Source organism: Mycobacterium pinniadriaticum (assembly GCF_026242045.1).
Taxonomy (GTDB): Bacteria; Actinomycetota; Actinomycetes; order Mycobacteriales; family Mycobacteriaceae; genus Mycobacterium; species Mycobacterium pinniadriaticum.
Genome location: NZ_JAPJDO010000002.1, coordinates 139,522 through 165,362 on the forward strand (window position 1 = coordinate 139,522; position 25,841 = coordinate 165,362).

The following is a 25,841-nucleotide window of genomic DNA, read 5'->3' on the forward strand; positions in this document are numbered from 1 at the left end:
ATCGCCCACTCAGCCGGTGATCAACGCCCCGTACTGACCGATCAATTCGGCGGTACGCCAGTAGATCAGCGCGCCGAACAACACGAGAAGCGCCGCGCAGACCCCCCCTTGCACCAGGTTGCGGCGGTCGCGGGGGGCGTAGGCAAACAGCGCGGCGATCCCCGCTCCGGTGACCAGGCCGCCGATATGACCCTGCCAGCTGATCGACGGCACGGTGAACGTCAGGATCAGGTTGGCCACGATGATCGCGATCAGCCAGCGCATATCCAGGCTGAGGCGTTTGGCGACCACGAAGGTGGCCCCGAAAAGCCCGAAGATCGCACCCGAGGCGCCGGCGGTGGCGGCCCCGATCGGGGCCAGGAGGTACACCAGCACCGACCCTCCCAGCGCGCTGAGCCCGTAGAGCGCACCGAACCGCAGCCGCCCCAGCCAGGCCTCCAGTGGCGGCCCGATCACGTACAGCGCCCACATGTTGAACAGCAGATGCACGACGCCGTAGTGCATGAACGCCGAGGTGACCAGCCGGAAGTATTCACCGCCGGCGACGCCGGGGGCCCACAGGACGAGTTGGCGTTGCAGATCCCGCGAGGTCATCTGCGCCACGAACATCACCACGTTGATCGCGATCAGCGTGTAGGTGACCAGCGGTCGCCCCGAGCGCAGCACGCCACCTGCCCCGGTCCGCACCGGGCGGACACTCTTCGCGCCCTGCGCCACACAGTCGACGCACTGGTGGCCGACGGCCGCGCTGCGCATACAGTCACCGCAGACGGGTCGCTGACATCGAGTGCACCGGACGTAGGTCGGGCGATCGGGATGGCGGTAACAGGTCGGTGTGCCCGCCGGAGTTTGCGGTGTATAGGGATTGCTCATAGTCCTGTCACCGAACATACTGTGCCGCGCTCGCGGCACCGCATTCAGCGCACGCCGCGCAGTACTTTGCCCGGACGCGCTCCGGTGTCCGCGCCGTTACGGCGGGTGACGACACCGCTGACCACGGTGGCGTCGTAGCCGCTGGCCCCCTGGATCAGCCGGTTTCCGCCGGCCGGGAGATCGTAGGCCATCAGCGGCACACCGAGGGTCAGCGCGTCGAGGTCGATGACGTTGACGTCGGCCTTCTTGCCGACCGCCAGCACTCCCCGGTCGGTGAGACCGAACAGGGTGGCCGTGTCGAGGGTCTGCTTGCGGACCACATATTCCAGCGGGAAGCGCGGACCACGCCGGCGGTCGCGGGCCCAGTGGGTCAGCATGAACGTCGGGTACGACGCATCGCAGATCAGGCCGCAGTGCGCGCCACCGTCGGACAACCCGGACACCGCGGCGCGGTGCGTCATCATCTCGTGGATCGCGTCGTGGTTGCCCTCGACGTAATTGAAGAACGGCATCATCAGCATCGCCGTGCCGTCGGACTCCAGCATCAGGTCGTACATCGTGGCCAGTGGGTCCTCGCCGCGGGCCCGGGCGATCGCGCCGACGGTCATATCCGGCGTCGGCTCGTAATCCGGTGGATCGCCGATGGCATAGATGCTGTCGGCACTGTGCTGGATCATCGCGTAGAGCGCGTCGAACAGCGGGAGCGGCTGCGGTGGCAGATCGGTGTCGGCCAGGATCGCGGCGCGCACAGCCGGATCCGCCAGCCGTGCGGCCAGATCCGCCGGGCTGAGCTCGGCCTTCAACTTCCGGAAGGTCGGCCGGTGAGTGAAGGCGTGATAGCCGGCGAACCCGAACAGCATTCCGAACGGGCGCGCGGCGAATTGGGGGTGCACACGGATTCCGTCGTCGAGGGCCCGGCCCGCGATGTCGAGCTGTTTCTTCCACAGGTCCGGGGCGGACTGCGTCTGCACCATCGCGAAGGACAGCGGCCGGTCGATCTCGGCGGCCAGCCGGACCATCCAGTCCAGCTCCCGAATCGGGCCGTCGAGGTTCTCACCCGCGGTACCGGCCGGGGCCACTTCGAAGACGGCCTGACCGCCGCGGGCCATTGCCCGCCCGAGCGCGAACAATTCGTCCTCGGCGGCGTAGGTGCCGGGTACCGGTTCGCCGTCGATGGCGCGGTGGGCCTCGGTCCGCGAGGTCGAAAAGCCCAGTGCTCCGGCCTCGATGGCCTCCTGGACGATGCGCGCCATCGCGGCGATGTCGTCCTCGTCAGCGGCCTCGTTGCGGGCGCCGCGGTCTCCCATGGCGTAACCGCGGACGGCCCCGTGGGCGATCTGGGTACCGAAATCAACTGCGAGTGGCTGCTTTTCGATGGTATCGAGGTACTGCGGGAAGCTTTCCCAGCCCCAGGTGATGCCTTCGGTCAGCGCCGTGCCCGGGATGTCCTCGACGCCCTCCATCAGCTCGATGAGCCACTGCTCACGACCAGGCTGCACCGGGGCGAAACCCACGCCGCAGTTGCCGCTGACCACGGTGGTCACCCCGTGCATGCTGCTCGGTTCGAGCAGACCGTCCCAGCTGATCTGCCCGTCATAGTGGGTGTGGATGTCGACGAAACCGGGGGTGACGACCTTCCCGGTGGCATCGATGGTCGCGGCGGACTCCCCCTGCAGTCCGCCGTCGTCGCCGTCGCGCCGGCGGACTTCGACGACGCGACCGTCCTTGATGCCGATGTCGGCCCGGAAAGGTTTGTCGCCGGTCCCGTCCACCACAGTGCCGCCAGTAATCGTCAGGTCGTACATCTATGCCTCCTCGACGGTGCGCCGAAAGCCAGGGTAATCCCGGTCACTCACGAGCGGTAGACACAATTGCAAAACTGTCATCAGCGTCCGTCGCCGACTACCTACGGATTCAATTGCAGTAGCGTCAATATTTGCCAGATCTGCATACCGCCGTCCCAATTCCGGGACACCTGAATCGGGTTTGAAGTGCGAATATGGGCACCGGAAACATTCCGTAGCTCTGCAACGAAATCCGTAGTACATTTCCAGCAGGTTGAGTTCACAGCCGCCCGGAGATGCCGATGCGCGAGGGCCTGAGAACCCTCGCAGCGAAGTCTCGACTCGAGCTTCGACCAGGCCGATCCGGCCGCATTGCGGAACATCAAATCTGGAGGCGTGATGTCTGTTGCCACCACCGCGGCGCCCCTGGCTGTTACCCGCTCAGGCCGCGACCGCGCCGATCACGGGCTTTTCCGGGCTCGGGAGCTCGGTTCGACCACCGTCCTCGTCGCCGCCGCCGGCGAGATCGACGCATCGAACTCCGGGGACCTGCTCAGCTACCTCGAGGCGCTCCTGCCCGGACACGACCAGCTGGTACTGGACCTGTCGAAGCTCAGCTTCTTCGGAATCGATGGTTTCTCGGCCCTGCACACCGTGGGCTCACGCTGCTCACGGCGCGGTGTCGACTGGGTCCTGGTTCCCGGCCCCGAAGTAACCCGGGTGCTGCGCGTCTGTGATCCGGAGGCGCAACTCGCCACCGCGGGCAACATCGTCTCGGCGATGGCCGTGCTGGCCCGGGGCCCACACACCCACCTGCAACTCGCACCGCTGCCGAAGTAGCCCCGGCGGGGGCTTCCTAGACTGGCCGGGACTCGGTCGGTTCAAGCGGAAGCGGGCAGCCATGGCGACATCCGGTCGCAATCTCAACGATGTCGTGACGCGGTTCTGGACCATCGCCGCGCCGCTCTATGACCACCCGGGCCTTCAGCAGTGGGTCTACCGTCCCGCCCAGGACGAAGTGATCGATGAGCTGCGCGCCCACGGGTCTCGCCGGGTAGCCGATATTGCCTGCGGCACAGGCATTCTCGCCGCTCGCATCGCCGACGAACTCAAGCCCGACGAGGTCTACGGCGTGGACATGTCTGACGGGATGCTCCGGCAGGCGCAGGCCCGCTCAGCACAGGTGGACTGGCGAAAGGGCCCGGCCGAACAGCTGCCGTTCGACGATGCGACGCTGGACGCCGTCGTTTCGACGTCGGCATTCCACTTCTTCGACCAGCCGGCGGCGATGCGCGAGTTCTACCGGGTGCTTCGCCCGGGCGGCCTGGCCGCGATCGCCACCATCAGCCCGCCCCAGCTTCCCCTGCTGGGGCGGCTGACCAACTCACGGTCCAGCGCCGCGCACAATCCGTCCGCGCAGGAGATGCGGGCACTGTTCACCGATGCCGGATTTGCCATCATCGAACAGCACCGGGTCCACCGGCCGCTGTGGACGAGAGGCGTGTGGGACCTGATCACCATCGGCGAAAAGCCCTGAACCAATACCCTTGGACACCATGACCATCGAGCTGCTCGCCCCCAGTGTCGAAATCGGTCTGGTCACCACCAACCTTGCGCCGATGGTCGAGTTCTATGAGAAGTTCCTCGGCCTGCCATTCCAGCTCGACCTCGATTTCCCCGGCGGCACCATGAAGCGCTACCTGATCGGTGACAACACCCTCAAGCTGGTGACCTACGACGAGGACCCGCCCGCCACGGTGACACCTGGCGGCGGACGCGCCCAGACCGGCGTCCGCTACCTGTCCCTGGTGGTCAAGAACGTCTCGGATGCGGCCGAGCAGGTCACCGCCGCCGGTTACCAGATCGTCGAGCCGCTCACGGAATTCACCGCCCTCCCCGGAATCGGCTGGCTTTTCGTCGCCGACCCGGACGGCAACTGGGTCGAACTCGCCGGGCCGATCTGAGGTGTCGTTATCCTTCGGTCGTCAACCGAACTCAGCCCGGAGGAAGCCCATGGCCATCGATCTGCTCGCCAAGAACATCGAAGTCGGTTTGGTCACCACCAACCTCGGACCGATGGTCGAGTTCTACGAGAACTTCCTCGGCCTGCCCTACCAGGGCGACCTCGACTTCCCCGGCGGCACCATGAAGCGCTACGCCCTGGGTGACAACGTGCTCAAGCTGATCACCCTCGACGAGCCGCCCGCCGCGCCCGCGACACCGGGCGGAGGTCCCGCCGCGGCCGGCATCCGCTACTACACCGTGGTGGTGACCAGTACGACCAAGGCCGCAGAGCAGGTAAAGGCCGCCGGATACGAGATCGCGCAGGAACTCGCCGAGTTCGCCCCGGTCCCCGGCATGGGATGGATGTTCGTCGCCGACCCGGACGGCAACTGGGTGGAGCTCGTCGGCCCATTGTGAGCCGACCGCGTCGTACTCTGGGCACCGTGCCCGATCTGCATCCCGACATCGCGGTCCTCGCCCCCCTGCTGGGCACCTGGACGGGAGCCGGCGCCGGCGAGTACCCGACCATCGATCCCTTCGGGTACCGCGAGGAGATCACCATCGGCCATGTCGGCAAACCCTTCTTGACCTACTCGCAAAAGACCCGCGCCACCGACGACGGCCGCCCGTTGCACGCCGAAACCGGTTACCTCCGGCTGCCCGAACCGGACCGGATCGAACTGGTGGTGGTGCACCCCACCGGGGTCACCGAGATCGACGAGGGCACCCTGTCCGTCGACACAGACGGCCTGGCCATCGAGATGGCCTCGACCTCCGTCGGGCTGACCGGATCGGCGAAAAGCGTTACCGCCCTGACCCGTTCCATCGTCGTCAAGGGTGACCAGCTGACCTACCGCCTATCGATGGCCGCTGTCGGGATTCCGCTCACCCACCACCTGGCGGCGACATTGCACAGGCAGCCGGGGTGAGCTACTCCCCCGCCCGCGAGGGTCGCATCCGAGTTCCGACCGATCTCGACGCCGTCACCGATATCGGCGCTGAGGACCACAGCGACTTCCCGGCGGCCAGCGCCGAACGGATCTGGCGGGCGGCGCGGCATTGGTACTCCGCCGGCATGCACCCGGCAATTCAGCTGTGCCTGCGGCACAACGGCAAAGTCGTTCTCAACCGGGCGATCGGCCATGGCTGGGGCAACGGACCCACTGACTCAACCGACGCCGAGAAGGTGCCGGTCACCACCGGCACCCCGTTCTGCGTGTATTCCGCGGCCAAGGCGATCAGCACCACGGTGGTGCACATGCTCGTCGAGCAGGGCCACTTCTCGCTCGACGACCGGGTTTGCGACTACCTGCCGAACTACACCAGTCACGGTAAGGACCGCACCACCATCCGCCACGTGATCACCCACAGCGCCGGGGTTCCGTTCGCAACCGGTCCGCGTCCCAACCTCAAGCGGATGAACGACAGTGACTACGCCCGGGCCAAACTCGGCGAGCTCAAGCCGATCCACCGCCCTGGGTTGATGCACATCTACCACGGCCTGACCTGGGGCCCACTGGTCCGCGAGATCGTGTCGGCGGCCACCGGACGCAGCATCCGCGACATCCTGGCCGAGGAGATCCTGGATCCGCTCGGCTTCCGGTGGACCAATTACGGTGTGGCCGAAGAGGATGTCCATCTGGTAGCACCCAGTCACGTGACCGGTAGGCCGCTGCCCGCTCCGCTGGCAGCGGCATTCCGCACCGCCGTCGGCGGCACGCCGCAGCAGATCATCCCGTTCTCCAACACCCCGCTGTTTCTCACCGGTGTCATCCCGTCGTCGAGCACCATTTCGACCGCCGACGAACTGTCCCGATTCGCCCAAATCCTGTGCCGTGGCGGTGAGCTCGACGGCGTACGAATCATGCGGGCGGAGACGTTGCGAGCCGCGGCGGCGCCGGCCCGGCGGCTGCGGCCGGACATCGCGACGGGACTGGCGCCGATCCGCTGGGGAACCGGTTACATGCTGGGGTCCACCAGGTTCGGGCCGTTCGGACGCGATGCCCCCGGCGCATTCGGCCACACCGGGCTGACCAACGTGGCCGTCTGGGCGGATCCGCAACGGCAGCTCGCGGCCGGGGTGATCAGCAGCGGCAAGCCCGGACACCACCGTGAGGCCGGCCGCTACACCGCGCTGCTCGACCGCATCACCGCGGAGATCCCGCGCACCGGCGGGTGAATTGTGCCGCTCCGACGCGGCGGATAACGTACCGGCCATGGGTGACTCGCTGCTGCAACAACAACTCGACGAGGTACGCGCCCTGCTGCAGCGAGCGCGAGAACTGTTCGGCGCCAATCCTGTCGCGCCGCCGCGGGCCATCACCCCGGATACCGAATCCCCGCAGGGGCGATAGCCGCGTCAGTGCCGCTCGGGCCGCAGCCGATGCCGGGCCAGCGCCTCGGTGGTGAGCTCGAGGTCACGAGCGCCCGGCACGTCTGACGACGGGGTGTGGCCCGCCGCCAGGATTTCAGCGCGCACCTGCATCAACGCCTTCAGGTAGGACACCTCGGCGGTCAGCAGGATCGCTTCGGCGAGGACGTCCGCATCGGCGTCCATCGCCGGTTCGGCCAGGGCCACGCTGTGCAGGTAACCGCCCCGGCACGAGCGGAACAGGATATGCCCGCTGGGGTGGACAGCGTCGAACTCGGGGGCGGGCCCGGTCATGGACCGTCCTCGCTGATGGTGCCGAGCTGCGCGGCGGCCGCACTGTCCTGGTGCTCCCAGACATCGGCGGCATGGCGCAGGTTGGTGGCGAGCTCCGCGTGAGCGGCCGCCTGCTGCTCGTAGCAGGCACGCCGCTGGTCCAGCAGCTCGCGGCCGGCCTCGCGAAGTTCACCGAAGATCGGGCCGAGTGAATCGAGGCTGGCCAGGATGTCCGCGTGCCGGGACGGCACCGTGCTGAGCTGCTCGGCGATGTCCTGGTGGTCCCGCGCCGCCCGGCGCAACTCGTCGGGCACCACATGGATGCGCTCGGCCATCTCATTCTCCTATCGCCGGCGGGCCGGCCGTCACCGCGGGCCGGGTCGGGGCCGGTTGGTCTGACTTCGGGGTCGGGGTACCAGCCCCCGGTTCTGGCGGATGCTCCCACCCTAGGAAGCTCGGGCCGGTGACGCTGGCAATGGGCTGGATCTGATTGTTGAACACCGCTTTGCCGTTGCCCAGGGCCAGCGCGTGCCGATCGATCAGCATCCCGACATCGCCGGGAATCACCCGGGTCGGATCGATCGGATGCGCAACGGTGCTGCCCGGCGCTGGAATCGTGATGCCCTGCTGCCGGAAGGCCTCCGCGATCGGCGTGCCCGCGACCGCCGCGGTGATCGCGGCGGCCAGCTGCGGGCTCGGCGCGGTCACAGTTTCACCGTTGGGCAGGTGCACGACATTCGAGTCGTCCGGCGTCGGGGCGGTGGGCTCCTCCTCCCCTGGGGCGAGGCCGTCAGCGGCGGATTCCGGCTCGTCGGGCGGGTCGTCGACGGGCTCGTCGAACATCGGGTCGTCGAACAGGTTGTCGTCGGTGGGCAGCCGAAGCGGTGCCGGGTTGGCGAGCGCCGCCGGGATCGGCGCCGCACCTGTGGCCGGGCTGCCACCGCCTCCGCTGAGGGCCGGAACCCCGGCCGGCGGGGGCATCATCGGAGCGACCGCCGGTTGCCCGGGTGTTCCCGGGTCGGGCGGAAGTGCGGTGAGGTCGTCGGGCAGCAGCATGTCGGCGAGCGGATCGGTCCCGACGTCGGCCTGGATGTCTGCTGCGGGCGGCCGATGCTCGGCGGCCGGCTCGACCGATGGCGGTTCGGCCGGGCGATCACCGACGCCGTCCGGTGTGGCAGCGACGTACAGCGACGCCAGCGCGGCGGCCAGCGACGCCTTGGAGGTGTCGTCCAGGCCCGCCGTCTCCACCACCGTCTTGATGTCGCGCAACTTTCCGATGAGGTACCGCTGGAAGGACCGGGCGCCGGCCGGGGTGTCCAGATCGGTGCGGGTGGTGACGGCCGCCTCGATATCGTGCTGCAGGTTGTCGAGGGCCGCCCGGCCGGCGGCATGGGTGACGTGGGCGTTGAGCACCGCCGCGACGACCTGCAGGTCGAGCCGCGCACTCGCCGAATTCTGCTGCGCCAGTGATGCTTCAGCGGTGCGAATGGCTTCAGCTGCGCGGCCCTCCGCGATGGCCGGGCCCGGCTCGGCAGGAGGGGGTGGATCGAATACCTGGCGGTGCCGGGCACGAATTCTGCTCAGCACGTTGTCGATTGCACTCGGCGAGACGACGCTGACCGGGCTGGTGACCATGGCGAGGTCGGTATCCGACAACCCCGTCATCCAGGCCCGGTCGTCACCCGTGGCCGCGCCGACCCGCGCTATCGCGTCGAGCAGGTCTTGGTAGCTTGCCACCGGTGGCCTTTCATGCCGGCGACTGTATCCAGCTGGTCCGGGGCGGACAATTCACCCATTCACAGCGGACCGGACGGGCCCCGATATCGGTCGAGAAGCTGCTGTAGCGCAACCGTTTTGATCTCCGCGTCGGCGCGGGCCGTGACGATGATGTCGCTGATCTCGCGCTGCTTGGCGATCAGGAACCGGGCGAACTCGCGCCCTTCAAGCGGAGCGGTCACAGCTGCGTTGGCGACAGCCGCTTCGATCACGGCGCCAACGGCGTCCAGCCTGCGGATCGCCTCCTCAGCGGCTGCGTGTGCGCTTGAGACGATCTCGGCCAATTCGGCGTCGGCCTCGGCGAGGTCCCGATCGCGGGCGGCGAGCGACAGCCGGGCCGATTCGAGGGCCTCCCCCGACGCGCCGACGTGCTCTGCCATGGGTCGACGGTACTCAGCGGGATTTCGCCGAACAACTCACCGCCGGGTCGACGATGCCGCCGAGGAGCGAGACACCGAGACTCAGCCCGGCCGGCGAATCGCCACGGTGTCCCCCATCCGGCTGATCCGCACGTTGGCTCCGGCGTGTGGTGCCTCCACCACCAGGCCGTTGCCGATCGCCAGTTGAACATGCCCGGTGTGCGGGAACACCAGATCGCCGGGCCGCACCTGGGCGGCCGCCACCGGCACACCGTCGTTGATCTGCTCATAGGTCGTGCGATCGAGGTGCACGCCGGCCTGGGCGTAGGCCCACTTCACCAGGCCCGAGCAGTCGAACCGGTCCGGGCCGGTCGCACCCCAGACATAGGGGCAGCCCAGCCTGGACAGGGCGGCGCGCACGGCCAGCGCGGCCCGCGACGAGAGCGGCGCCGCTACTGCTCGACGGCGACGGATGCGATATCCCAGCGCCCGCAACAGGGCCAGCCGCCGCCGGGTCCGTCGGCGCGCGGCAAGGATGTGGGCGTGCTGGGCCCGCAGCCGAGCGGCCCGGCGCCGCAACAGTTCGCGCTGGGCGACCGGATTGTCCGGCGTCGATGCGGCGTCGGCGTGGGCTGCGTCGAGTACGGCGCGGGTCTGCTGATATGCCTGGCGGTGGTCGCGCTGCACACGGGTCAGGATCGCCGCCAGTTCGGCGTCGACGCGGCGGGCAGCCCCGAAGTCGTCGCCGTGCCGAACTGCGCTGTGCCGGTAGCCGTCCGGCAGTCCTCCGGTCAGCGTCGGCGGTAGCCCGGCCGGTGCCGCGAGCACCGGCATCTCTCGCTGTCCGGTGAACAGGGCATGCGCGCGGGCCAGGATCTCCAGCTCGGCCGTGGTCACGACTGCCCCTCGACGAACGCCCGCACCCGCGGCAGCGCCCCCGGCGGGACGGCGCCCCGGTTACGGATGTCCCACAGCTGCTCGACGCCGACGCCCAGCAGGGTCGCGATCACCGACTCCGGGAGATCCGAGCGGGCACACGCCTGATCGAAGCGGGCGCTGATGCTGCCGGGCATCCGGGCCAACAGGCCGGTTCGGATGGTTTCCAGCGACCTGAGGTGAGTCATCAACCGGTCGGCCGAAGGTGCGCCGGCATTGATCGCGACGCGCCACGAGTTCGCGGCCAGCAGTTCCGCCTTCACGCATTGCTCGATCACGGTCTGAATATACGTTTCATATTCGTTTGACGTCTCCGCTGGTAGCCGGGCTATCAACGAGTTGAGCGATTCCAGGTGCGCTTCGGCGTGTGCTTCGAGCACGTCGGCATCGCTGTGGCGGTTGACCACGATGCCGGCGGCGGCTTTCGGTTGGGCTGAGCCGGCCGGCGTCCCGGCGAGCAAGTGGGCGACTTCGACGTCCGGATCGTCCGCGACGACCAGGCGCGCGTAGGTACCCGGCGGGAGTCCAAGCCCATTTTCAACCTTCTGAACTGTGCCTTTGTGTGGCTTGCGAACGCCGCGCTCGAGAAAGCTCAGGCCCATGATGCTGACACCGGTGGCCGCCGCCAGGTCGGCCAGTGACCAGTCTCGAGCTTCGCGCAGTGTCCGGATGGCCGCGCCCGCCGCCTCTCGGCTCACCGTCGGGCTCCAGCCATATACGGATCGTACACAGGCATCATCGGATATATGTTTTCTTCTACGTTTCTCTTGCGCACGACATCAGGGCGCTATACGCTTTCGTCACTGAATCTCGCCCAGGAGGCAACGATGAACAACCGCCCGTGCTCCGTCGAGCCCGATCTCTGGTTCGGCTACGCCGACGATGACGCCAGCGATGGCGCCGCCAAAGCCCGCGTCTACGAGCAGTCCGCCACCCGCGCCAGGACGATATGCCTTCGTCGCTGTCCCCTGGCCCAGCAGCGGGCCTGCGCCCGCAGCGCGGTCGAGGGCGGCGAGGAGTACGGAGTATGGGCCGGAGTGAAGCTGCCGGGGGGTCAGTACCGGAAGCGAGACCAGCTGGCCCGAGCCCACGACATCCTGCAACGCATCGCCGATGGCCGGCTCAGTCCGCGCGAGCTCCCCGAAAGCGCGGACCTGCTGGCGCGCAGCGAGGCCCTGCCACCCCCGGTGGCAACCGTCGTCCACCTTCCACTGGGCCGGCCGCGCACCGCAGCCTGAGTCACCGCCACGCTCGATCGACCCTGCGGATCATCTGGTGTGTTGGGAACCCGATATCACCGGTGATATCGCCTTTCCGACAGCCCTGATGCCCCCGAGAGGGAACGGCGGGGCAGCATCGGCCTGGCCGGGCCCAGGTCATTTATCCGGCCTGGCCGGGCCCAGGTCATTTATCCGGCCTAGCCGGGCCCAGGTCATCTATCCGGCCTAGCCGGATAGTGTTGCTTCGGCACGCTTTTGGAGGTTCTCGTCCACCTCGCGCTGCCACACGTCGTAGGCGTGCGTGGTGTCGACCTCGAGCTCGAACCGGTTGGTCATGTCCGGGGTGACGTCGGCGGCGTCGACGTAGAACTGCTCATACCAGCGCCGGTATTGGTAGAGCGCCCCGTCTTCCTCGCACAGCAGCGGATTTTCGATCCGGGTCTTGTGCTTCCAGATCTCGACGTCCTGCAGGAAGCCGACTTCGTACACCTTGGAGTACGACTCGGCGAGCTTGTCGGCCCTCTCCTTCGACATGCCCTGGGGCACCTCGACGGACACGCCGAACTGCAGCATGAAGGAGTTCTGGCTGATCGGATAGTGGCAGTTGATCAGCACCGAATTCACGGTGAAGTCCGGCCCGAGGTCGTTATGCAGCCAGTTGATCATGTACGACGGCCCGAAGTAGGTGGCCTCGGAGCGCAGCTTGGTGCCCTCCCACAATTGCTCGGGATTCTCGGTGAAGTCCTGGCGACCTTTGGATTCCATGAACTGGCTGGCCGTGTGCCCCTCGAAGACGTTCTTGAAGTACGTCGGGTAGGCGTAGTGGATGTAGAAGAAGTGCGCCATGTCGACGTTGTTGTCGACGATCTCGCGACAATGGGCGCCCTCGATGAGGATCGAGTTCCATGTCCACTTCGACCACTGGTCAGTGCCCATGCCCTCGATCTGCGGCGGGGTCAGATCTTCCGACGGTGTCGATCCTTCGGGATCATGCCACACCAGCAGCTGTCCGTTGACCTCCAAGGTCTGCCACTTGCGGGTCCGAGCCAACTTGGGAACCCGCCGGGCGTAGGGGATTTCCACGCAGCGCCCGGTCGCGCCATTCCATCGCCAGTCGTGGAACGCGCAGGCGATGTTGTCACCCTTGACCGAACCCATCGCCAGGTCCGCGCCCAGGTGCCGGCAATAGCCGTCGAGCACCTGAATGTCGCCCTTCGAATCGGCGTAGACCACCAGCTTGCCGCCGAAGGCCTGGATACCGTGCGGTTTGCCGTCGCGGAAGTTCTCTGCGAGCCCCAGGCAATGCCAACCGCGCGCATACCGCGTCATCGGCGTACCGGTGTCGATCTCCCGGATCTCGGTCATGTGGCGCATCCTTTTCGCTCGGATCTGAACAAACCGCACCCGGTATTAATTTAAGCACAAGTGCTTAAACCTGCCTAGCATTCGTTTAGACTGCCGACGTGGACCGCGGCGCCCGATCTCGAGAAGAGCTACTCGACGCCGCCGAACGGCTGATCGCCGAGCACGGTTTCGAAGTACCGCTGCGGGAGATCGCAGTGGCGGCCGGGCAGCGCAACAACTCGGCAGTCAACTACTACTTCCGCAGCAGGCAGGACCTCATCGATGCGGTGGTGGCCCGTCGGCTGGTTCCGATGGAAGTGGAACGGCAGGCCATGTTGGACTGCATGTCCGACGAGCAGATGGCCGACGCGCACGCGGTGCTGCGGATCCTGGTCGAACCGTTCTTCCACAGCGAAGGAACCCACTACGCCCGCTTCCTCGAAGTGGTGCGGATCCGGCTGAACAAGGAGCCGCAGAGCCCCGCGGAGTCCGCATGGCCGCGCATCCTCGATGCGCTGGCCAGGCTGGTTCCGCTGCAGGAACGCCGAGCCAGGGAAGGCCGCGTCGGTGCCGTCGCCACCACGATGTTCGCCCTGCTCGCCGACCACGAACGGCGGGTGGAAAGCGGTGACGGTCCCCGGGGGCAGGAGCGGAGCGCCTCGGGGGATGTCAGCAACGCGGACAGCCTCGAGGAGATCGTGACGATGCTGGCCGCGATGCTGACCGCCGCACCGGTCACCGCCACGGCGACTCGCTGACTGCGCCAATTCCCGTCGGGGGAGTGGATATCCGGATAGAACAGTATTCACTGGTTGTCGACGGGAGGCGGGTCCGTGCGGATCGTGGTGGTGATGGCCCTGGCCGGGCTGATCGCGCTGCTGGTGGCAATCCTGACCGACAACGCTTTCGTGGCGGTGGGCGTTGTCGTACTGGCCGGCATCGGCATTCTGTTGTTACTACGCGACTGGCGGGCCGACCGCCGGCCGACCGTTCCCGCAGCACCCGTCGATGACGATGCGCCCGACCCCGGCCCGGTCGACCCGGTCATGCTGCCGGAGATGTTCGCGCCGGACATCTCGGCCGACGGTCGCGGCCCGTCAGCCGACGCCCGCACGGACTAGAACTAGTCGGACCCCCGACCTAGCGTGGGGCCATGACGTACTGGATCAATACCGTCAGCGCCGACCACGTGCAACGCGGCGTCGCCGGCGGCTTCACCCAGGCAAATCACGGAAAGCCGCACATGCTGCGCGCAATGTCCCGTGGCGACTGGATCATCTTCTATTCGCCAAAAACCGCTCTGGAACAAGGGGATTCACTGCAGGCGTTCACCGCGATCGGACAGGTCGTCGACGACGATCCCTACCAGTCCAAGATGTCACCGGACTTCCAGCCCTGGCGGCGCAGCATGGAGTTCCTGCCGTGCACGGCGACACCCATCCGGCCCCTGCTGGAACGGTTGGACTTCATCACCGACCCCAAGCGTTGGGGCTACAAATTCCGATTCGGCGTGTTCCGCATCGAGCAGCCCGACTTCCAACTCATCCGGTCGGCGATGACCGGGTCGCGCGCCGCCTGAGGTACGTCCGCGGCGGGTAGGCTCCGGGTGTGAGCAACCTCGAGACCGCTCCACGTGAAGTTCCTTGCAGTTCAACGGGCTTCGATAGTTCCGAGGTGATCGCGACGCCGCCCGCTACCCTCGACCGGCGCCGGCGCGGACCAGTTCACGATCACCGGCGGATCTTCCACCACACCGGGGTCGATGATGCGTTTGAAGGTCGCGGGCTGGCCGGCATCCTGGTCTCCGAGGCGCTGGCCGCCACCCGGGATGCGGGGTTACGCATCGTCGCAGTGTGTCCGATCGTCGCCGGCTACCTCGACAAACACCGCGATTTCGCCGACGTCGTCGATCCGGTCACCCTCGACACCAAGCGATTCCTTCACCGGGCACACATCAGCTGACCGCTGCCGCACCGCTATCGTGTGAGCTCGTGGCAGATCTGGGCAACACCGATCAAACATCGAATGCCTACCTCGTCCGCGACGGCGACGTGCTGTTGCCCGGTGCGGCGGCCCAGGGTCCGTGGGGTCCCACCATCAGCGGTCACGTCGTCGGTGGCATCCTCGCCCGGTCGCTGGAGGACGTGGGCAGCGGACCCGGGCTACAGCCCGCCCGACTCACTGTCGACCTCCTGCGTCCGACCGCCATCACGCCGCTCGAGGTACGCACCACCGTTCGGCGCGACGGTCGGCGCATCCGGTTGGTCGATGCCGAGCTCCTCCAGGACGACGTGGTGGTGTCCCGGGCCAGTGCGATGTTCCTCCGCCGCGGCGAGCACCCGGTCGGCGACGTGTGGTCATCATCGATAACGATGCCGCCGCTGCCCCCCGATCCCGGTCCGCTTCCCGAGGACCTGATGATGTTCGTCTGGGGATACGGGGGAGACGGTCTGTCCAGCGGTGCGATGGGGTTCACCGAATGGCACGACTCCGCAGGCCCCAAGTACGCCTGGATCCGACAGGTCCGCCCCCTGGTCGCCGGCGAGATCACCAGCCCGTTCGTCCAGGCCGCGATGGCCGCGGACGCGACGAGCGCGCTATCTCATTGGGGTACAGGGGGATTGCGGTATATCAACGCCGACTACACCCTGACCTTGGCCCGGGCGCCGGTCGGGGAGTACATCGGCCTGGCGGCCATATCGCACAACAGCCACGACGGTGTGGCCGCAGGCGCGGCGGCGGTGTTCGATGAGCAGGGGCCGATCGGCAACGCGATCACTGTGGGTTTGGTCAATCCGGTGGAGTCGTTCCATCCTCGAGCGTGACGGTCAGGGCCAGACGCCGCCCACCGGAGGGCCACCGCCCGGCGGCGACTGATTCTGCAGGATGCCCAGGCAGGTGCCCAGCGATTTGCCCGGGATGCAGGGGATTCCGCCGACACTCGGCACGCCGTTGGCCACATAACACCGGCCGGTGATGGGGTCGGACAGATGCCCGATCGGGCACGCACTGGCCGGTGCGGCGACAACGACGGGTGCGGCCACGAACAGCGCACCGCACGCGGCGGCCAGCAACGCCCGACTGATCCCCACCCGTAGAGCCATGCTGTGAGCTTACTGCGAGACCGACGGTCCGGCGACCACGATCGGTCGGCCGAACCTGGTCCGCATGGCGGGGGAGTAGAGCACCCGCAGTGCGTCGCCGGCCGCGCGCACACGCCCGGCGGCGACCAGTTCGTCGTCGAGTTCCAGCAGCTCAGCGGCCTGCAGCGGCCATCGGTCATGCTCATTGGGCACCCACCAGGTCCGGGCCGCTTTTCGGGTGTGGGCACCCCAGCGTGATGTCAGCCAGATCTCCAACGCCGTCGGCTCGACCGCCTCGCCGGGGCGGACGCTGACCCGGCTGCGCAGCCCGCGGCGCGGCCAGCGCCGCACGCTGTCATAGGTGATCGCCCCTGCTGACCCGGTGATCCGCATCCGGGCCCAGGTGTAGGGCACGCCCATGGTGAGACGGATGACCGGAACCACCGCCAGTCGCGCGGTCTCCAGGGACCGGAACAGCACACCGTGGCGACCGGCATCGTCCACCGAGTACAACCGCACGTTGGTCTCGGCGAAGGCGCCGAAGTAGGGCAGGGCCGGGCCCGCACCCAACTTCGTATAGCCCATCCGGAACGGCACCAGCCCGACGTAGGTCATGCCGTCGAACACATCGGGACGGGTGCCGGGCGGGTACAGGTTCGCGACCTCGGCCGGGCGTACCGGCCAGTGCACGAACGTCAGATCCAGCCAACTCTGGTCGAACCACGCCGGCCCGTCCAGCCCGGGAGCGGCGACCGGGAAGCCGGCCACATCGTCGGTCACCCGACGATTGTCCCTGCTAGCCGGCGGTATAGGCGGCTGCGCCGCGAAGATAGGTCGCCCGAAGCGGCAGATCGGGCAGCGCCAAGGCCGGAACACCTCGCGGATCGTGGTGCAGCCACACCAGGTCGGCGTCGGCGCCGGGAGTGATGCGGCCCCAGGTCGGCTCGGCGAACGCCTGGTAGGCCACTGCATCGGTGTACGCGGACAGCGCGCGCTCGATCGGCACGATCTCATGCGGCGTCCAGCCACCCTCGGGCTGCCCGTCGGGAGTGCGCCGCGATGTCGCCACCGCGATTCCGTCCAGCGGAGATCCCGACGAGACCGGCCAATCCGAGCCGAACGCGAGCGCGGCACCGGAGCGGTTCAGGGTTTGCAGTTGGTACTGCCGGTCGCTGCGGTCGGCGCCGAGGCGGGGGATGGTCAGCACGGTCATCAGCGCGTCCATCTGCGCCCACAGCGGTTGCATGTTGGGGATGACATCGAGTGCGGCGAACCGCCCGATGTCGGCGGCGTCGACCAGTTGAACGTGGGCGATCACCGGCCTGCGGTCCCGTGCCCCATTTCGGGCGGCGACGTACTCGATCGCATCGAGGGCCTGGCGGACCGCGGCGTCGCCGATGGCGTGGATGTGTATCTGCATCCCGAGCTCGTCCACCCGGCGCGCCGCCGCGGCCAGTGAGTCGCCCTCCCAGTTACGCATGCCGTGGCTGTCCCCCGACTCGCTTCGCTCTGCCCCGCCGGAATGGCTGTGCAGCCCGGAGCAGTAGGGGGCCAGCAGCGCGCCGGTCTCGTTCTCGACAACTCCGTCGGCGAAGAACTTCACCGTCTGCGCGGTCAGCAACGGTGAATCCGCGTCCCGCACGGCTTGTCGGGACTCGGCGAAATGCTCGATCTGGCTGTCGAAATAGCGGGGATCGGCGTACAGCGCCAGGTTGAATCGCATCCGGAGGGCACCTTGCCGGGCCGCCGCGACGTAGGTGGCGACGTCAGCGGGTTCGACCCAGGCGTCCTGTACCCAGGTGACGCCACGAGCCAGGTAATAGTCCGCGGCGGTGCCCAGCGCGCCGATGCGTTGGGCCTCGTCGCGGGCCGGCATCACCGACATCACCAGATCCGTTGCACCCCATTCCCGCAATGTGCCCAGCACGGAACCGTCCGGGCGGTGCGGGATCTCACCGAGAACGGGATCGGGGGTATCGGGTGTGATGCCGGCGCGTTCGATGGCCGCGGTATTGCACCAGAGCGTGTGGTAGTCCCAGGCGCGCAGCACCACCGGCCGGTCCGGCACGGCCGCGTCCAGCCAGCGGGCGTCGAAGAGACCCCCGGGAGCCAGGCTGCCGTCGTAGGACGCGCCGACGATCCACTCTTCGTCGGGGTGTTCTTCGGCGTAAATCTTGACCGCGGTGACGATTTCATCGATCGTGCCGCAACCCCGGACCGCGGGGCCGACCGCTTCCAGCCCGCCATACAGCGGGTGGGCGTGCCCGTCGCCGAAGGACGGCATGAGGAATCCGCCGTCGAGGTCGACGTTGTCGCAGTCCAGCCCCGCAGCGAGTTCGCGGGCCCGTGCGCCCAGGGCGCATACCTTCCCGTCGGCGACCAGGAGGGCGTCGGAGTCGTCACCAGCACCCGTCCAGATCACGCCGCCGGTGAACAGGGTCGAGCTCATATCCGTCTCCTACGCGAATCTGCCTCGTCCCAGTGTGACGGTAGGGCAGAGATCCCGCGCTCCAACCGGTGCTGCGGAGCGCCTCACACCAGGTAGATCACCAGCACGGCCGTGAACAGCACACCCAGCCAGGCGTCGGTCGCCAGCTTGAGCCAGTTCGGGGCGGTGCGCACCTCCATGAAATTGCGGATGATCAAGCGGGCCTTCACAAGCGCCAGCCCCAGCACCACACATGTCACCGCCACACTCGCCGACGCGACGCCCCGGGTGTGCGCCGGCGCCAACCACCACGACCCGACGGTGATCGCCACCAGAACCAGCCAGGTCCACGTGATCGTCCGCTCGCTGGTCACCGTCTCACCTCATCACGTACAGCAGGGCGAAGATGACCACCCACAGCAGATCGACCATGTGCCAATACGTCGCACCGGATTCGACTACCCACATCCGGCGCCGACCCGGGGTGCGCAACTCACGCATGAGCGCACCCAGAACGATCAGACCGATCAGGACGTGGATCAGGTGCACGCCGGTGATGACATAGTAGAACGAGTAGAACATGTCCGAATTGGTATGCCCAGCAACAATTTCGCGGAACCACTCATAGCATTTCAACGCCATGAAGGCCGCTCCGCTGACCGCCCCACCCCACAGCAGGCGGACCGCCCGTTGTGAATCGCCGGCCCGCGCACACAGCACCGCCCGAGCCACGAACCACGAACTGGTCAACAGGATCACGGTGTTGACCACCCCGATGGTGATGTCGAGATGTTGTTGCGCGGCCAGGAACGCGGCGCGGTTCATCGATCGGTAGATGAGGAACACGATGAAATAGCCGCCGAAGATGACCAGGTCACCCAGGACCATGACCCACATGTGCCCATCACCGGGCACATGTGGCTGCCGCGCCCGCCGCGGGGCCTGCTCAGATACCGTCACCAGAGCTCCTAGTCCAACGCCGGCTCATCAGCGGCCTGGCTCGCGGCCGCCCTGCGCAACAACATGATCAGCGCCCCCAGCCACACCGAGAACACCACGACGGCCCACCAGAAGGCGATCGAGCCGTTCCACGCGAACGGACCCGACGGGAAGACGAACATCTGGGTAGCGATCACTTCGGTGATGATCTGCCAGATCGACACGTAGGCAAACCATTTGGGGAAGATGTTGTTCCGGTCGTAGAGGATCGCGATCGCCAGCACCAGATAGGCGACTGAGAAGCAGCCCAAAGACCCGTTGTAGGACAGCATTCCGAGGTCGTAGAGCAGGCTGATCAATTCGGGATCGCGGTCGGGCCGGAAGGCCGCGGTCAGGAAGCACACGGTCACCAACAGGAATCCCGGTATCGCGCCGACACTCATCCCGCCGAGATAGCCGTAGGCGAACACTGAGCCCACCGACATCCGCTTCATCTGGTAGGCGACCAGACCGTTGGTCATCGCGGCGCCGCCGAGGAGGACCAGCAGCACGGTGAAACCGATCTGGATGGTGAGGTGGTGCTGATTGAAGAACGCCACTTTGTCCGCGGCGGTCACGTCCGGCCGGGGTGGCGGCGTGACCCTGGTCAGCAGGCAGATGATCACACCGAACGCCGCGTACCAGGCCGGGAAGAACCACGTCATCCACCAGACATCGCGCTGGCCGCCGCCGGCCGTCTTCGACGACGATCGATCCGGGGTGAGGACACTCACGCGGCCACCACACCGTCGTCGACAGCCTGCCGGTACACCGCCCGGCGCAGGACGAAGAACATCACGATGACGAAGACCACGTAGGCGACGTTGCGCACCCAGAACGACCACAACCCGTCCCAGGCCAGGGGACCGGTCTGGAACACCGCCGCGCCCGCCGCGGGCACCATCGCCGCGGCGACCACCAAGCAGAAGTGTCCGACCCACCGGGGGAAGACCGGATCGTCGCGGTCGTCGAAGTAGACCGCCAGGGCCACCAGCACGAACTGTGAGACGACCATGCCAACCGGTGCGATGAACACGATCCAGGCCAGGTCGTCGAGCAGCTGGATGAGTTCGGGATTGCGCTCCGGACGGAACGCCGCCACCAGGAAGAAGATATTGGAGAGCGCGAAGATGGTGGCGCCGCTGACCACTGCCGTCAGATAGCAGTAGGCGAAGACGTGGCTCTGGCCCTTCATCCGCTTCATCTGCACGACGATCACCATCAGCAGCGGCAGGATCATGATGCCGCACAGATTGAAGGTCACCTGGCTGAAGCGGATCCACGCGGTGTGGTCGGCGTAGAAAGACGCCACCTGCTGCGCGGTCATCGTCGGGGACATCGGTGGCCAGAAACCCGGAAAGGCCAGCGCGGCGACCAGCAGCACGACGCCCACCACGGGCCCGGTCCACAGGCTCACCCACTGTGCCTTGATGTTCCCGGCCTTCGGCAGGTCCTGTGCCTGCTCGAGAATCTGCATCGTCCGGCCTCCAAACTGAGTCGACTCAGATCGGGCACACGGTAGCATTTTCTGAGTGGAGTCAGTTCTATGTTGACCGAGAAGCCGGTCCGCAAGGGCGCGCAGACGCGCGAACGGCTGCTCGGGGCGGCCACGGCGGAGTTCAAACGTGCCGGTATGGCGGCGGCGGACACGACGGCGATCGCCTCGGCCGCCGGGGTCGCTCACGGCACCTTCTTTTTTCACTTCCCCACCAAGGAACACGTCCTGATCGAGCTGGAGAAGCGCGAGGAGGACCGGATGGCCGCTGAGCTCGCCCGCTCGTTCGCCAAGCCGCACACGCTGCGCGACACACTCACCGAGTGCTTCCGGGTGCTGGAGAAACTGGAGCGCCGGCTTGGTGGACCTTTGTTCAAAGACTTTCTGGCGCTGCACTTTTCCGCAAGCCGTCCGCCGTCAGACGAGTGGCGTAACCACCCGGTGATCGTCACCGTCGTCGACGAACTCGGGCGCGCACGCGACCGTGGTGAAATCCCTGCCGATGTCGACGTGCTGCACAACGGGGTGACGTTCCTCGTCGGCCTCTACGCGCTGCTGATGACCATTCCGGAGACGCCGGAGTTCCGTCGGCCATTCATCGACGACTACCTCACCACCTACATGTACGGTCTGCGCGCCGTGCGGCCGTGACCGGCTAGGCCTTGCCGTTGCGCTCCCGGTGCTTACAGCCCGGCCAGCAGCACGGGCGCCGCATGCCTTCCTCCAGTTCTTCCTGGGTGCGACGGATGCGCCGCGCGCGGGTCGCGTCTTGCTTGGCGTCTTCGACCCAGCAGATGAATTCGTTGCGGGCCAGCGGAGTGATGTCACGCCATGCCGCAAGGGCGGTGTCGTTGCCGAGCAGGGCACTGCGCAGGTCTGCCGGGAGCTCGTGCACCACCCCAGCGGGGACGTGTCGAGCGGTCACTTCGTGACGGTAACTCAACCACTCCGATAACTTCCCTCCGCCATCGATTACGCGCCGCTAACGTGGAGCACACGCGGGAGGGGACAACCGGTGGACGACGAGTGGACTTCCAGGCAGGGCGGCCAGGTTGGGGGTCCCGTTGCGCGATGGTGGCATCAGCCCGATCAGTTCGACTGGCTCACCACGTATCTCAGCGCTCGCGGGCTGGCGATGCCCACGCGGCTGCTCATGGCGATCATCTCCGGGGCACTGATGCTCATGGCGGTGGCCGGACTGACGTCCCGAAACGTGCCGATGGCAGTCGCGGTGGCCTTCAGCGTTGTCGCAGTGGTCGTCGGTCTCGGATACGCCGTGTTGTGGTTACGGGGATGGCCGACCAAGAAGCAATCGCTTGCGATGGCGGGCATCGGCGGCGTACTCATCGCGGCAGGGTGCGTGATGCAGCCCGAGCCGATCATCGCGCTGATGGGATGTACCGGCCTGGCGATCCTCGGCGGATACGCCGCGTTCTTCCACAACGCAAAGGCAGTCGCCGTCAACGTCAGCATCGCGATCACCGCAGGCGCGGTCTGTGCGGTACGGGCGGCCCCGGACAACGGCTTGGCAGTTGCGACCGCGGGGTTGTGGCTGGTCATCGAACTCAACCTTGCGGTGCCCCTGGCGATTCAAACGGTGGTGCGCACGCTGGGGGCCGACGTCGTCCGGTCCGACCACGACCCACTGACCGGCGTTCTGAATCGACGGGCTTTCTACGAGCGGGCGACCAACCTGCTGACCTCACCCCGCGACGATCTGCATCTCGTCGTGGTGATGATCGACCTGGACAAGTTCAAGAGGCTCAACGACGCCTACGGCCACGTGGCGGGCGATCAGGCGCTCACCGCCGTCGGGTGGGTGCTCCGCGAGGCGAGCAACAGTTCGGCCATCATCGGGCGTTTTGGTGGCGAGGAGTTCACCGTCGTCGACGTCGTGTCCGCCGAGGCGGCCGAACGATTGCCATCACAACTGTGCGCCGCCGTCGCCGGGTTACCGCACCCGGTCACCGCGAGCGTCGGGGCTGCCATCGTCCGCTGGGACGGCCCGTCCGCGGTGGACGACCTGATCTGCTCGGCCGATGCCGCCATGTACGCCGCCAAGCGCGCGGGTGGCAATCAGACCCGAATCTGTCGGCCTGCCCGGGTCGGCCACTGAGCTGCCCGGCAGGGGTTGCCCAACCGGCGTCGACATGCAGAGTCGGCGAACATGCGTGATTGTTAGTAAGCATGTCGGCCCCGACCACAAGCGAACAGCACAAGCGAGTGCATCCCGTCGACGAAGTGCTGCCGATCCCGAAGCTGGCTACCTACGGCTTCCAGCACGTCGTCGCCTTCTACGCCGGTGCGGTATTGGTGCCGATCATCATCGCCGGCGCCATCAAACTGCCGCAGCAGGATCTGGTCAAACTCATCACCGCCGACCTGTTCACCTGCGGCATCGCCTCGATCATCCAGGCCGTCGGGTTCTGGAAAGTCGGCGTGCGACTGCCGTTGCTCCAGGGCGTGACGTTCGCCGGGGTGTCACCGATCATCGCCATCGGTCTGGCCCACGGCGGCGGGTCGGCAAGCCTGCTCTACGTCTACGGCGCGGTGATCGTGGCCGGCGTCTTCACCTTCGCGATCGCACCGATCTTCATCAAGCTGCTGCGCTTCTTCCCGCCGGTCGTCACGGGCACGCTGATCACGATCATCGGGTTGTGTCTGGTGCCCGTCGGCGCCGGTGATGCGGTGACCAACCCGCACACCGGCGAACACGACCCCACCAACGTCCGCTGGTTCCTCTACGCGCTGGGCACCATCGCGATCATCGTGGCGATCCAACGGCTCTTCCGCGGTTTCATGGCGACCATCGCCGTCCTGCTCGGACTGGTCATCGGCTGCGCGGTGGCCTTCGCGCTGGGCGATATGAACTTCGACAAGGTGGGCGAGGCGTCCGCGATCGGATTCACCCAGCCATTCCTGTTCGGTATGCCCAAATTCGACATCGTCGCCTGCCTGACGATGATCATCGTGCTCATGATCACCGCGGTCGAATCCACCGGGTCGACCATCGCCACCGGCGAGATCGTCGGCAAACGCGTCAAGGCCGCCGACATCGGCAACGTGCTGCGCGCCGACGGACTGGCCACCGTGATCGGCGGCATCTTCAACTCGTTCCCGTACACCGCGTTCTCGGAGAATGTCGGCTTGGTCCGGCTGACCGGTGTCAAGAGCCGTTGGGTGGTGGCAGCGGCCGGCGTCATCATGATCATTCTGGGATTCCTGCCGAAGGTCGCGGCCATCGTCTCCTCGATCCCCAACCCGGTGCTCGGTGGCGCGGCGTTGACGCTGTTCGCCACCGTCGCCGTGGTCGGAATCCAAACCCTGGGCAAGGTCGACTTCACCGACCACCGCAACCTCATCATCGTGACCACCAGCCTCGCCCTGGCCTTGTGGGTGACCTCCTATCCCGACGTATCGAAGGCGATGCCGGCAGGCATCGACCTCCTGTTCGGCAGCGGTATCAGCATCGGAGCCGTCGCCGCGATCCTGCTGAATATCGTGTTCTTCCACACCGGATCTCGCGGGCCGCGGGTTGCCGGCGGGGGATCCATCACCCTCGACGAAGTGAACGCGATGACCAGGGAGCGGTTCACCGAAGTGTTCGGCCATGTCGTCCAGGATGTGCCCTGGGCAGTCGAGCGGGCCTTCGAGCAGCGGCCGTTCACCGACACCAGGGCGCTCCGTGAGGCGTTCCAGGACGCCGTGCTGACCGGCTCGTCCGAGCAGCAGCTGGAACTGATCCGGGCCTTTCCCAACCTGGGCGCCGAGGACGCGACGGGCCACGCACTGGCCGTCGACCATGTGGCCTTGTCCAAACTCGACGAGGACGACCACAACGATGTCGTCGAGTTGGCGACGGCCTACGAGGAGCATTTCGGCTTCCCGTTGGTGATCTGCGCCAGGGAGACCGAGCGATTCGATCGGGTGCTCAAGAACGGCTGGTCGCGCATCGACAACTCGCCCGGTGCCGAAAAGGCCTTCGCGCTGATCGAGATCGCCAAAATCGTCAACTACCGGTTCAGCGATCTGGTCGCCGACGCCAACCCGATCGCCGCCGCGCGGTTCAGCAGGCTCGACGAGCTCACGTGAAAGCCCTTGGCCTGGAAGGTTTCAACGCACTGACCGAACGTCAGCGCATGCACCAGCTGTTCGAAGTCTGCTCCTCGACGATCTGGGCCCGCCGGGTGCTGGCCGGTGCACCCTTCCGCGACGCCGAAGCTCTCTACGACCGTGCCGACCGGGCGCTGGCCGAACTGCCCGACACCGAGATCGATGCCGCCCTCGACGGTCATCCGCGAATCGGGGCCCGCCCGGACAGCCCGTCCTCGGCCCGCGAGCAGGCCGCCGTCGCGACGGCCGGCGACGACATCCGCGCCGAATTAGCCGCTCGGAACGCCGAATACGAGGAGCGGTTCGGCTATGTCTATCTCGTCTGCGCGAGCGGGCGGTCGGCCGAGGAGCTGCTGGCCATCCTCACCGAGCGGTTGCAGAACGACCCGCTCACCGAACGCCGGGTGATGCGCAACGAGCTCGGCAAGATCAACCGGTTGCGTCTGGAGCGGCTGGTCAGCGAGCCTGTCGAATAATGAGCTCATGAGCCTTTCCACGCACGTCCTCGACGCTGTCACCGGAACACCTGCGGTCGCCGTCGCCGTAACGCTCACCGGTGCCGACGGCGCCGTCCTGGCATCGGGACGCACCGATGACGACGGGCGGATCGGCTCGTTCGGAGGACAATTGAGCGAAGGCTGCTATCGGATCAGCTTCGACACCGGCGGTTACTTCGCCGCTGCCGGCGTCACCACGTTCTATCCCGAGGTCACCGTCGCCTTCGAGATCACGGATCCCGCAGCGCACCATCACGTTCCGTTGCTGCTGGCGCCGTACTCCTACTCCACATATCGAGGGAGCTGA

Annotated in this window: 35 protein-coding genes; 18 read left to right on the plus strand and 17 right to left on the minus strand. The window is 67.0% G+C overall.

Annotated elements, in window-relative coordinates:
- Positions 1-9 precede the first annotated feature (9 nt).
- On the minus strand, positions 10-873 hold the full coding sequence (locus tag ORI27_RS02840) for a rhomboid family intramembrane serine protease (RefSeq protein WP_265994997.1): 864 nt from the start codon (positions 871-873) through the stop codon (positions 10-12).
- A 44-nt stretch (positions 874-917) separates the two neighbouring features.
- A complete protein-coding gene (locus tag ORI27_RS02845; protein ID WP_265994998.1) occupies positions 918-2,678 on the minus strand; it encodes an N-acyl-D-amino-acid deacylase family protein in 1,761 nt (586 codons plus the stop codon).
- Positions 2,679-3,056: 378 nt separating this feature from the next.
- Between ORI27_RS02845 and ORI27_RS02850 the strand changes: the two genes are divergently transcribed.
- The 7 genes from ORI27_RS02850 to ORI27_RS02880 all read left to right on the plus strand — a co-directional run bounded on the left by ORI27_RS02850 (position 3,057) and on the right by ORI27_RS02880 (position 7,015).
- On the plus strand, positions 3,057-3,497 hold the full coding sequence (locus ORI27_RS02850) for an STAS domain-containing protein (RefSeq protein WP_265994999.1): 441 nt from the start codon (positions 3,057-3,059) through the stop codon (positions 3,495-3,497).
- 61 nt (positions 3,498-3,558) lie between these two features.
- Entirely contained in the window at positions 3,559-4,194 is a 636-nt protein-coding gene (locus ORI27_RS02855; RefSeq protein ID WP_265995000.1) for a class I SAM-dependent methyltransferase, read from the plus strand.
- 19 nt (positions 4,195-4,213) lie between these two features.
- Positions 4,214-4,621, plus strand: coding sequence for a VOC family protein (locus ORI27_RS02860; protein WP_265995001.1), 408 nt, complete (start codon positions 4,214-4,216; stop codon positions 4,619-4,621).
- Between the two features lie 49 nt (positions 4,622-4,670).
- Entirely contained in the window at positions 4,671-5,078 is a 408-nt protein-coding gene (locus tag ORI27_RS02865; protein ID WP_265995002.1) for a VOC family protein, read from the plus strand.
- A gap of 26 nt (positions 5,079-5,104) precedes the next feature.
- Entirely contained in the window at positions 5,105-5,590 is a 486-nt protein-coding gene (locus tag ORI27_RS02870) for a peroxynitrite isomerase (RefSeq protein WP_265995003.1), read from the plus strand.
- Complete coding sequence (gene lipE, locus ORI27_RS02875; protein ID WP_265995004.1) at positions 5,587-6,840, plus strand: lipase LipE; 1,254 nt, start codon at positions 5,587-5,589, stop codon at positions 6,838-6,840. The genes ORI27_RS02870 and lipE overlap by 4 nt, the downstream gene beginning before the upstream one ends.
- Before the next feature lie 37 nt (positions 6,841-6,877).
- On the plus strand, positions 6,878-7,015 hold the full coding sequence (locus ORI27_RS02880) for a hypothetical protein (RefSeq protein WP_265995005.1): 138 nt from the start codon (positions 6,878-6,880) through the stop codon (positions 7,013-7,015).
- A 5-nt stretch (positions 7,016-7,020) separates the two neighbouring features.
- Here the strand turns inward: ORI27_RS02880 and ORI27_RS02885 are convergent, their stop codons facing one another.
- From ORI27_RS02885 to ORI27_RS02910, 6 genes are all read right to left on the minus strand, one after another.
- Positions 7,021-7,326, minus strand: a complete 306-nt coding sequence (locus ORI27_RS02885; RefSeq protein ID WP_265995006.1) for a DUF2694 family protein — start codon at positions 7,324-7,326, stop codon at positions 7,021-7,023.
- Entirely contained in the window at positions 7,323-7,640 is a 318-nt protein-coding gene (locus ORI27_RS02890; RefSeq protein ID WP_265995007.1) for an ESX-1 secretion-associated protein, read from the minus strand. The genes ORI27_RS02885 and ORI27_RS02890 overlap by 4 nt, the downstream gene beginning before the upstream one ends.
- A gap of 1 nt (position 7,641) precedes the next feature.
- Positions 7,642-9,042: a DUF4226 domain-containing protein gene (locus ORI27_RS02895; RefSeq protein WP_265995008.1), complete on the minus strand. Its 1,401-nt coding sequence runs from the start codon at positions 9,040-9,042 to the stop codon at positions 7,642-7,644.
- Positions 9,043-9,101: 59 nt separating this feature from the next.
- The gene (locus tag ORI27_RS02900; protein ID WP_265995009.1) at positions 9,102-9,461 is read right to left on the minus strand and encodes a DUF4226 domain-containing protein; all 360 of its coding nucleotides are present in this window, start codon (positions 9,459-9,461) and stop codon (positions 9,102-9,104) included.
- Between the two features lie 81 nt (positions 9,462-9,542).
- The gene (locus ORI27_RS02905; protein ID WP_265995010.1) at positions 9,543-10,337 is read right to left on the minus strand and encodes a C40 family peptidase; all 795 of its coding nucleotides are present in this window, start codon (positions 10,335-10,337) and stop codon (positions 9,543-9,545) included.
- Positions 10,334-11,074, minus strand: coding sequence for a helix-turn-helix domain-containing protein (locus ORI27_RS02910; protein WP_265995011.1), 741 nt, complete (start codon positions 11,072-11,074; stop codon positions 10,334-10,336). Before ORI27_RS02910 ends, ORI27_RS02905 begins: the two co-directional genes overlap by 4 nt.
- Before the next feature lie 129 nt (positions 11,075-11,203).
- Between ORI27_RS02910 and ORI27_RS02915 the strand changes: the two genes are divergently transcribed.
- On the plus strand, positions 11,204-11,614 hold the full coding sequence (locus ORI27_RS02915) for a WhiB family transcriptional regulator (RefSeq protein WP_265995012.1): 411 nt from the start codon (positions 11,204-11,206) through the stop codon (positions 11,612-11,614).
- Positions 11,615-11,821: 207 nt separating this feature from the next.
- Here ORI27_RS02915 and ORI27_RS02920 read toward each other — a convergent pair whose 3' ends face one another.
- Positions 11,822-12,961: a Rieske 2Fe-2S domain-containing protein gene (locus tag ORI27_RS02920; protein ID WP_265995013.1), complete on the minus strand. Its 1,140-nt coding sequence runs from the start codon at positions 12,959-12,961 to the stop codon at positions 11,822-11,824.
- A 98-nt stretch (positions 12,962-13,059) separates the two neighbouring features.
- On the opposite strand from ORI27_RS02920, the gene ORI27_RS02925 reads away from it, so the two are divergent.
- From ORI27_RS02925 to ORI27_RS02945, 5 genes are all read left to right on the plus strand, one after another.
- Entirely contained in the window at positions 13,060-13,698 is a 639-nt protein-coding gene (locus ORI27_RS02925; RefSeq protein ID WP_265995014.1) for a TetR/AcrR family transcriptional regulator, read from the plus strand.
- 75 nt (positions 13,699-13,773) lie between these two features.
- A complete protein-coding gene (locus ORI27_RS02930) occupies positions 13,774-14,061 on the plus strand; it encodes a hypothetical protein (protein WP_265995015.1) in 288 nt (95 codons plus the stop codon).
- Positions 14,062-14,093: 32 nt separating this feature from the next.
- Complete coding sequence (locus ORI27_RS02935) at positions 14,094-14,519, plus strand: EVE domain-containing protein (protein WP_265995016.1); 426 nt, start codon at positions 14,094-14,096, stop codon at positions 14,517-14,519.
- 95 nt (positions 14,520-14,614) lie between these two features.
- A complete protein-coding gene (locus ORI27_RS02940) occupies positions 14,615-14,902 on the plus strand; it encodes a GNAT family N-acetyltransferase (protein WP_265995017.1) in 288 nt (95 codons plus the stop codon).
- A gap of 29 nt (positions 14,903-14,931) precedes the next feature.
- Entirely contained in the window at positions 14,932-15,765 is an 834-nt protein-coding gene (locus tag ORI27_RS02945) for an acyl-CoA thioesterase domain-containing protein (protein WP_407666205.1), read from the plus strand.
- A 3-nt stretch (positions 15,766-15,768) separates the two neighbouring features.
- Here ORI27_RS02945 and ORI27_RS02950 read toward each other — a convergent pair whose 3' ends face one another.
- The 7 genes from ORI27_RS02950 to ORI27_RS02980 form a co-directional block, all read right to left on the minus strand.
- Positions 15,769-16,044 carry a hypothetical protein gene (locus ORI27_RS02950; RefSeq protein ID WP_265995018.1) on the minus strand — a complete coding sequence of 92 codons (276 nt, stop codon included), beginning with the start codon at positions 16,042-16,044 and terminating at the stop codon, positions 15,769-15,771.
- Between the two features lie 9 nt (positions 16,045-16,053).
- The gene (locus ORI27_RS02955; RefSeq protein ID WP_265995019.1) at positions 16,054-16,803 is read right to left on the minus strand and encodes a YqjF family protein; all 750 of its coding nucleotides are present in this window, start codon (positions 16,801-16,803) and stop codon (positions 16,054-16,056) included.
- A gap of 16 nt (positions 16,804-16,819) precedes the next feature.
- A complete protein-coding gene (locus tag ORI27_RS02960) occupies positions 16,820-18,472 on the minus strand; it encodes an amidohydrolase (protein ID WP_265995020.1) in 1,653 nt (550 codons plus the stop codon).
- A gap of 83 nt (positions 18,473-18,555) precedes the next feature.
- A complete protein-coding gene (locus ORI27_RS02965; RefSeq protein ID WP_265995021.1) occupies positions 18,556-18,825 on the minus strand; it encodes a cytochrome C oxidase subunit IV family protein in 270 nt (89 codons plus the stop codon).
- A gap of 4 nt (positions 18,826-18,829) precedes the next feature.
- A complete protein-coding gene (locus ORI27_RS02970) occupies positions 18,830-19,411 on the minus strand; it encodes a cytochrome c oxidase subunit 3 family protein (protein WP_265995022.1) in 582 nt (193 codons plus the stop codon).
- Positions 19,412-19,419: 8 nt separating this feature from the next.
- Positions 19,420-20,163, minus strand: a complete 744-nt coding sequence (locus tag ORI27_RS02975) for a hypothetical protein (protein WP_265995023.1) — start codon at positions 20,161-20,163, stop codon at positions 19,420-19,422.
- Positions 20,160-20,906 (minus strand): hypothetical protein, encoded by a 747-nt coding sequence (locus ORI27_RS02980; RefSeq protein ID WP_265995024.1) that lies wholly within the window; start codon positions 20,904-20,906, stop codon positions 20,160-20,162. Before ORI27_RS02980 ends, ORI27_RS02975 begins: the two co-directional genes overlap by 4 nt.
- A gap of 69 nt (positions 20,907-20,975) precedes the next feature.
- Between ORI27_RS02980 and ORI27_RS02985 the strand changes: the two genes are divergently transcribed.
- On the plus strand, positions 20,976-21,575 hold the full coding sequence (locus ORI27_RS02985) for a TetR/AcrR family transcriptional regulator (RefSeq protein ID WP_265995025.1): 600 nt from the start codon (positions 20,976-20,978) through the stop codon (positions 21,573-21,575).
- A 4-nt stretch (positions 21,576-21,579) separates the two neighbouring features.
- Here the strand turns inward: ORI27_RS02985 and ORI27_RS02990 are convergent, their stop codons facing one another.
- Complete coding sequence (locus ORI27_RS02990) at positions 21,580-21,849, minus strand: YdeI/OmpD-associated family protein (RefSeq protein WP_265995026.1); 270 nt, start codon at positions 21,847-21,849, stop codon at positions 21,580-21,582.
- A gap of 90 nt (positions 21,850-21,939) precedes the next feature.
- On the opposite strand from ORI27_RS02990, the gene ORI27_RS02995 reads away from it, so the two are divergent.
- The 4 genes from ORI27_RS02995 to uraH all read left to right on the plus strand — a co-directional run bounded on the left by ORI27_RS02995 (position 21,940) and on the right by uraH (position 25,841).
- Positions 21,940-23,040: a GGDEF domain-containing protein gene (locus tag ORI27_RS02995; protein WP_265995027.1), complete on the plus strand. Its 1,101-nt coding sequence runs from the start codon at positions 21,940-21,942 to the stop codon at positions 23,038-23,040.
- A gap of 71 nt (positions 23,041-23,111) precedes the next feature.
- Positions 23,112-25,016: a solute carrier family 23 protein gene (locus ORI27_RS03000; protein WP_265995028.1), complete on the plus strand. Its 1,905-nt coding sequence runs from the start codon at positions 23,112-23,114 to the stop codon at positions 25,014-25,016.
- The gene (uraD, locus tag ORI27_RS03005) at positions 25,013-25,513 is read left to right on the plus strand and encodes a 2-oxo-4-hydroxy-4-carboxy-5-ureidoimidazoline decarboxylase (protein ID WP_265995029.1); all 501 of its coding nucleotides are present in this window, start codon (positions 25,013-25,015) and stop codon (positions 25,511-25,513) included. Before ORI27_RS03000 ends, uraD begins: the two co-directional genes overlap by 4 nt.
- A 7-nt stretch (positions 25,514-25,520) precedes the next feature.
- Positions 25,521-25,841, plus strand: a complete 321-nt coding sequence (gene uraH / locus ORI27_RS03010) for a hydroxyisourate hydrolase (protein ID WP_265995030.1) — start codon at positions 25,521-25,523, stop codon at positions 25,839-25,841.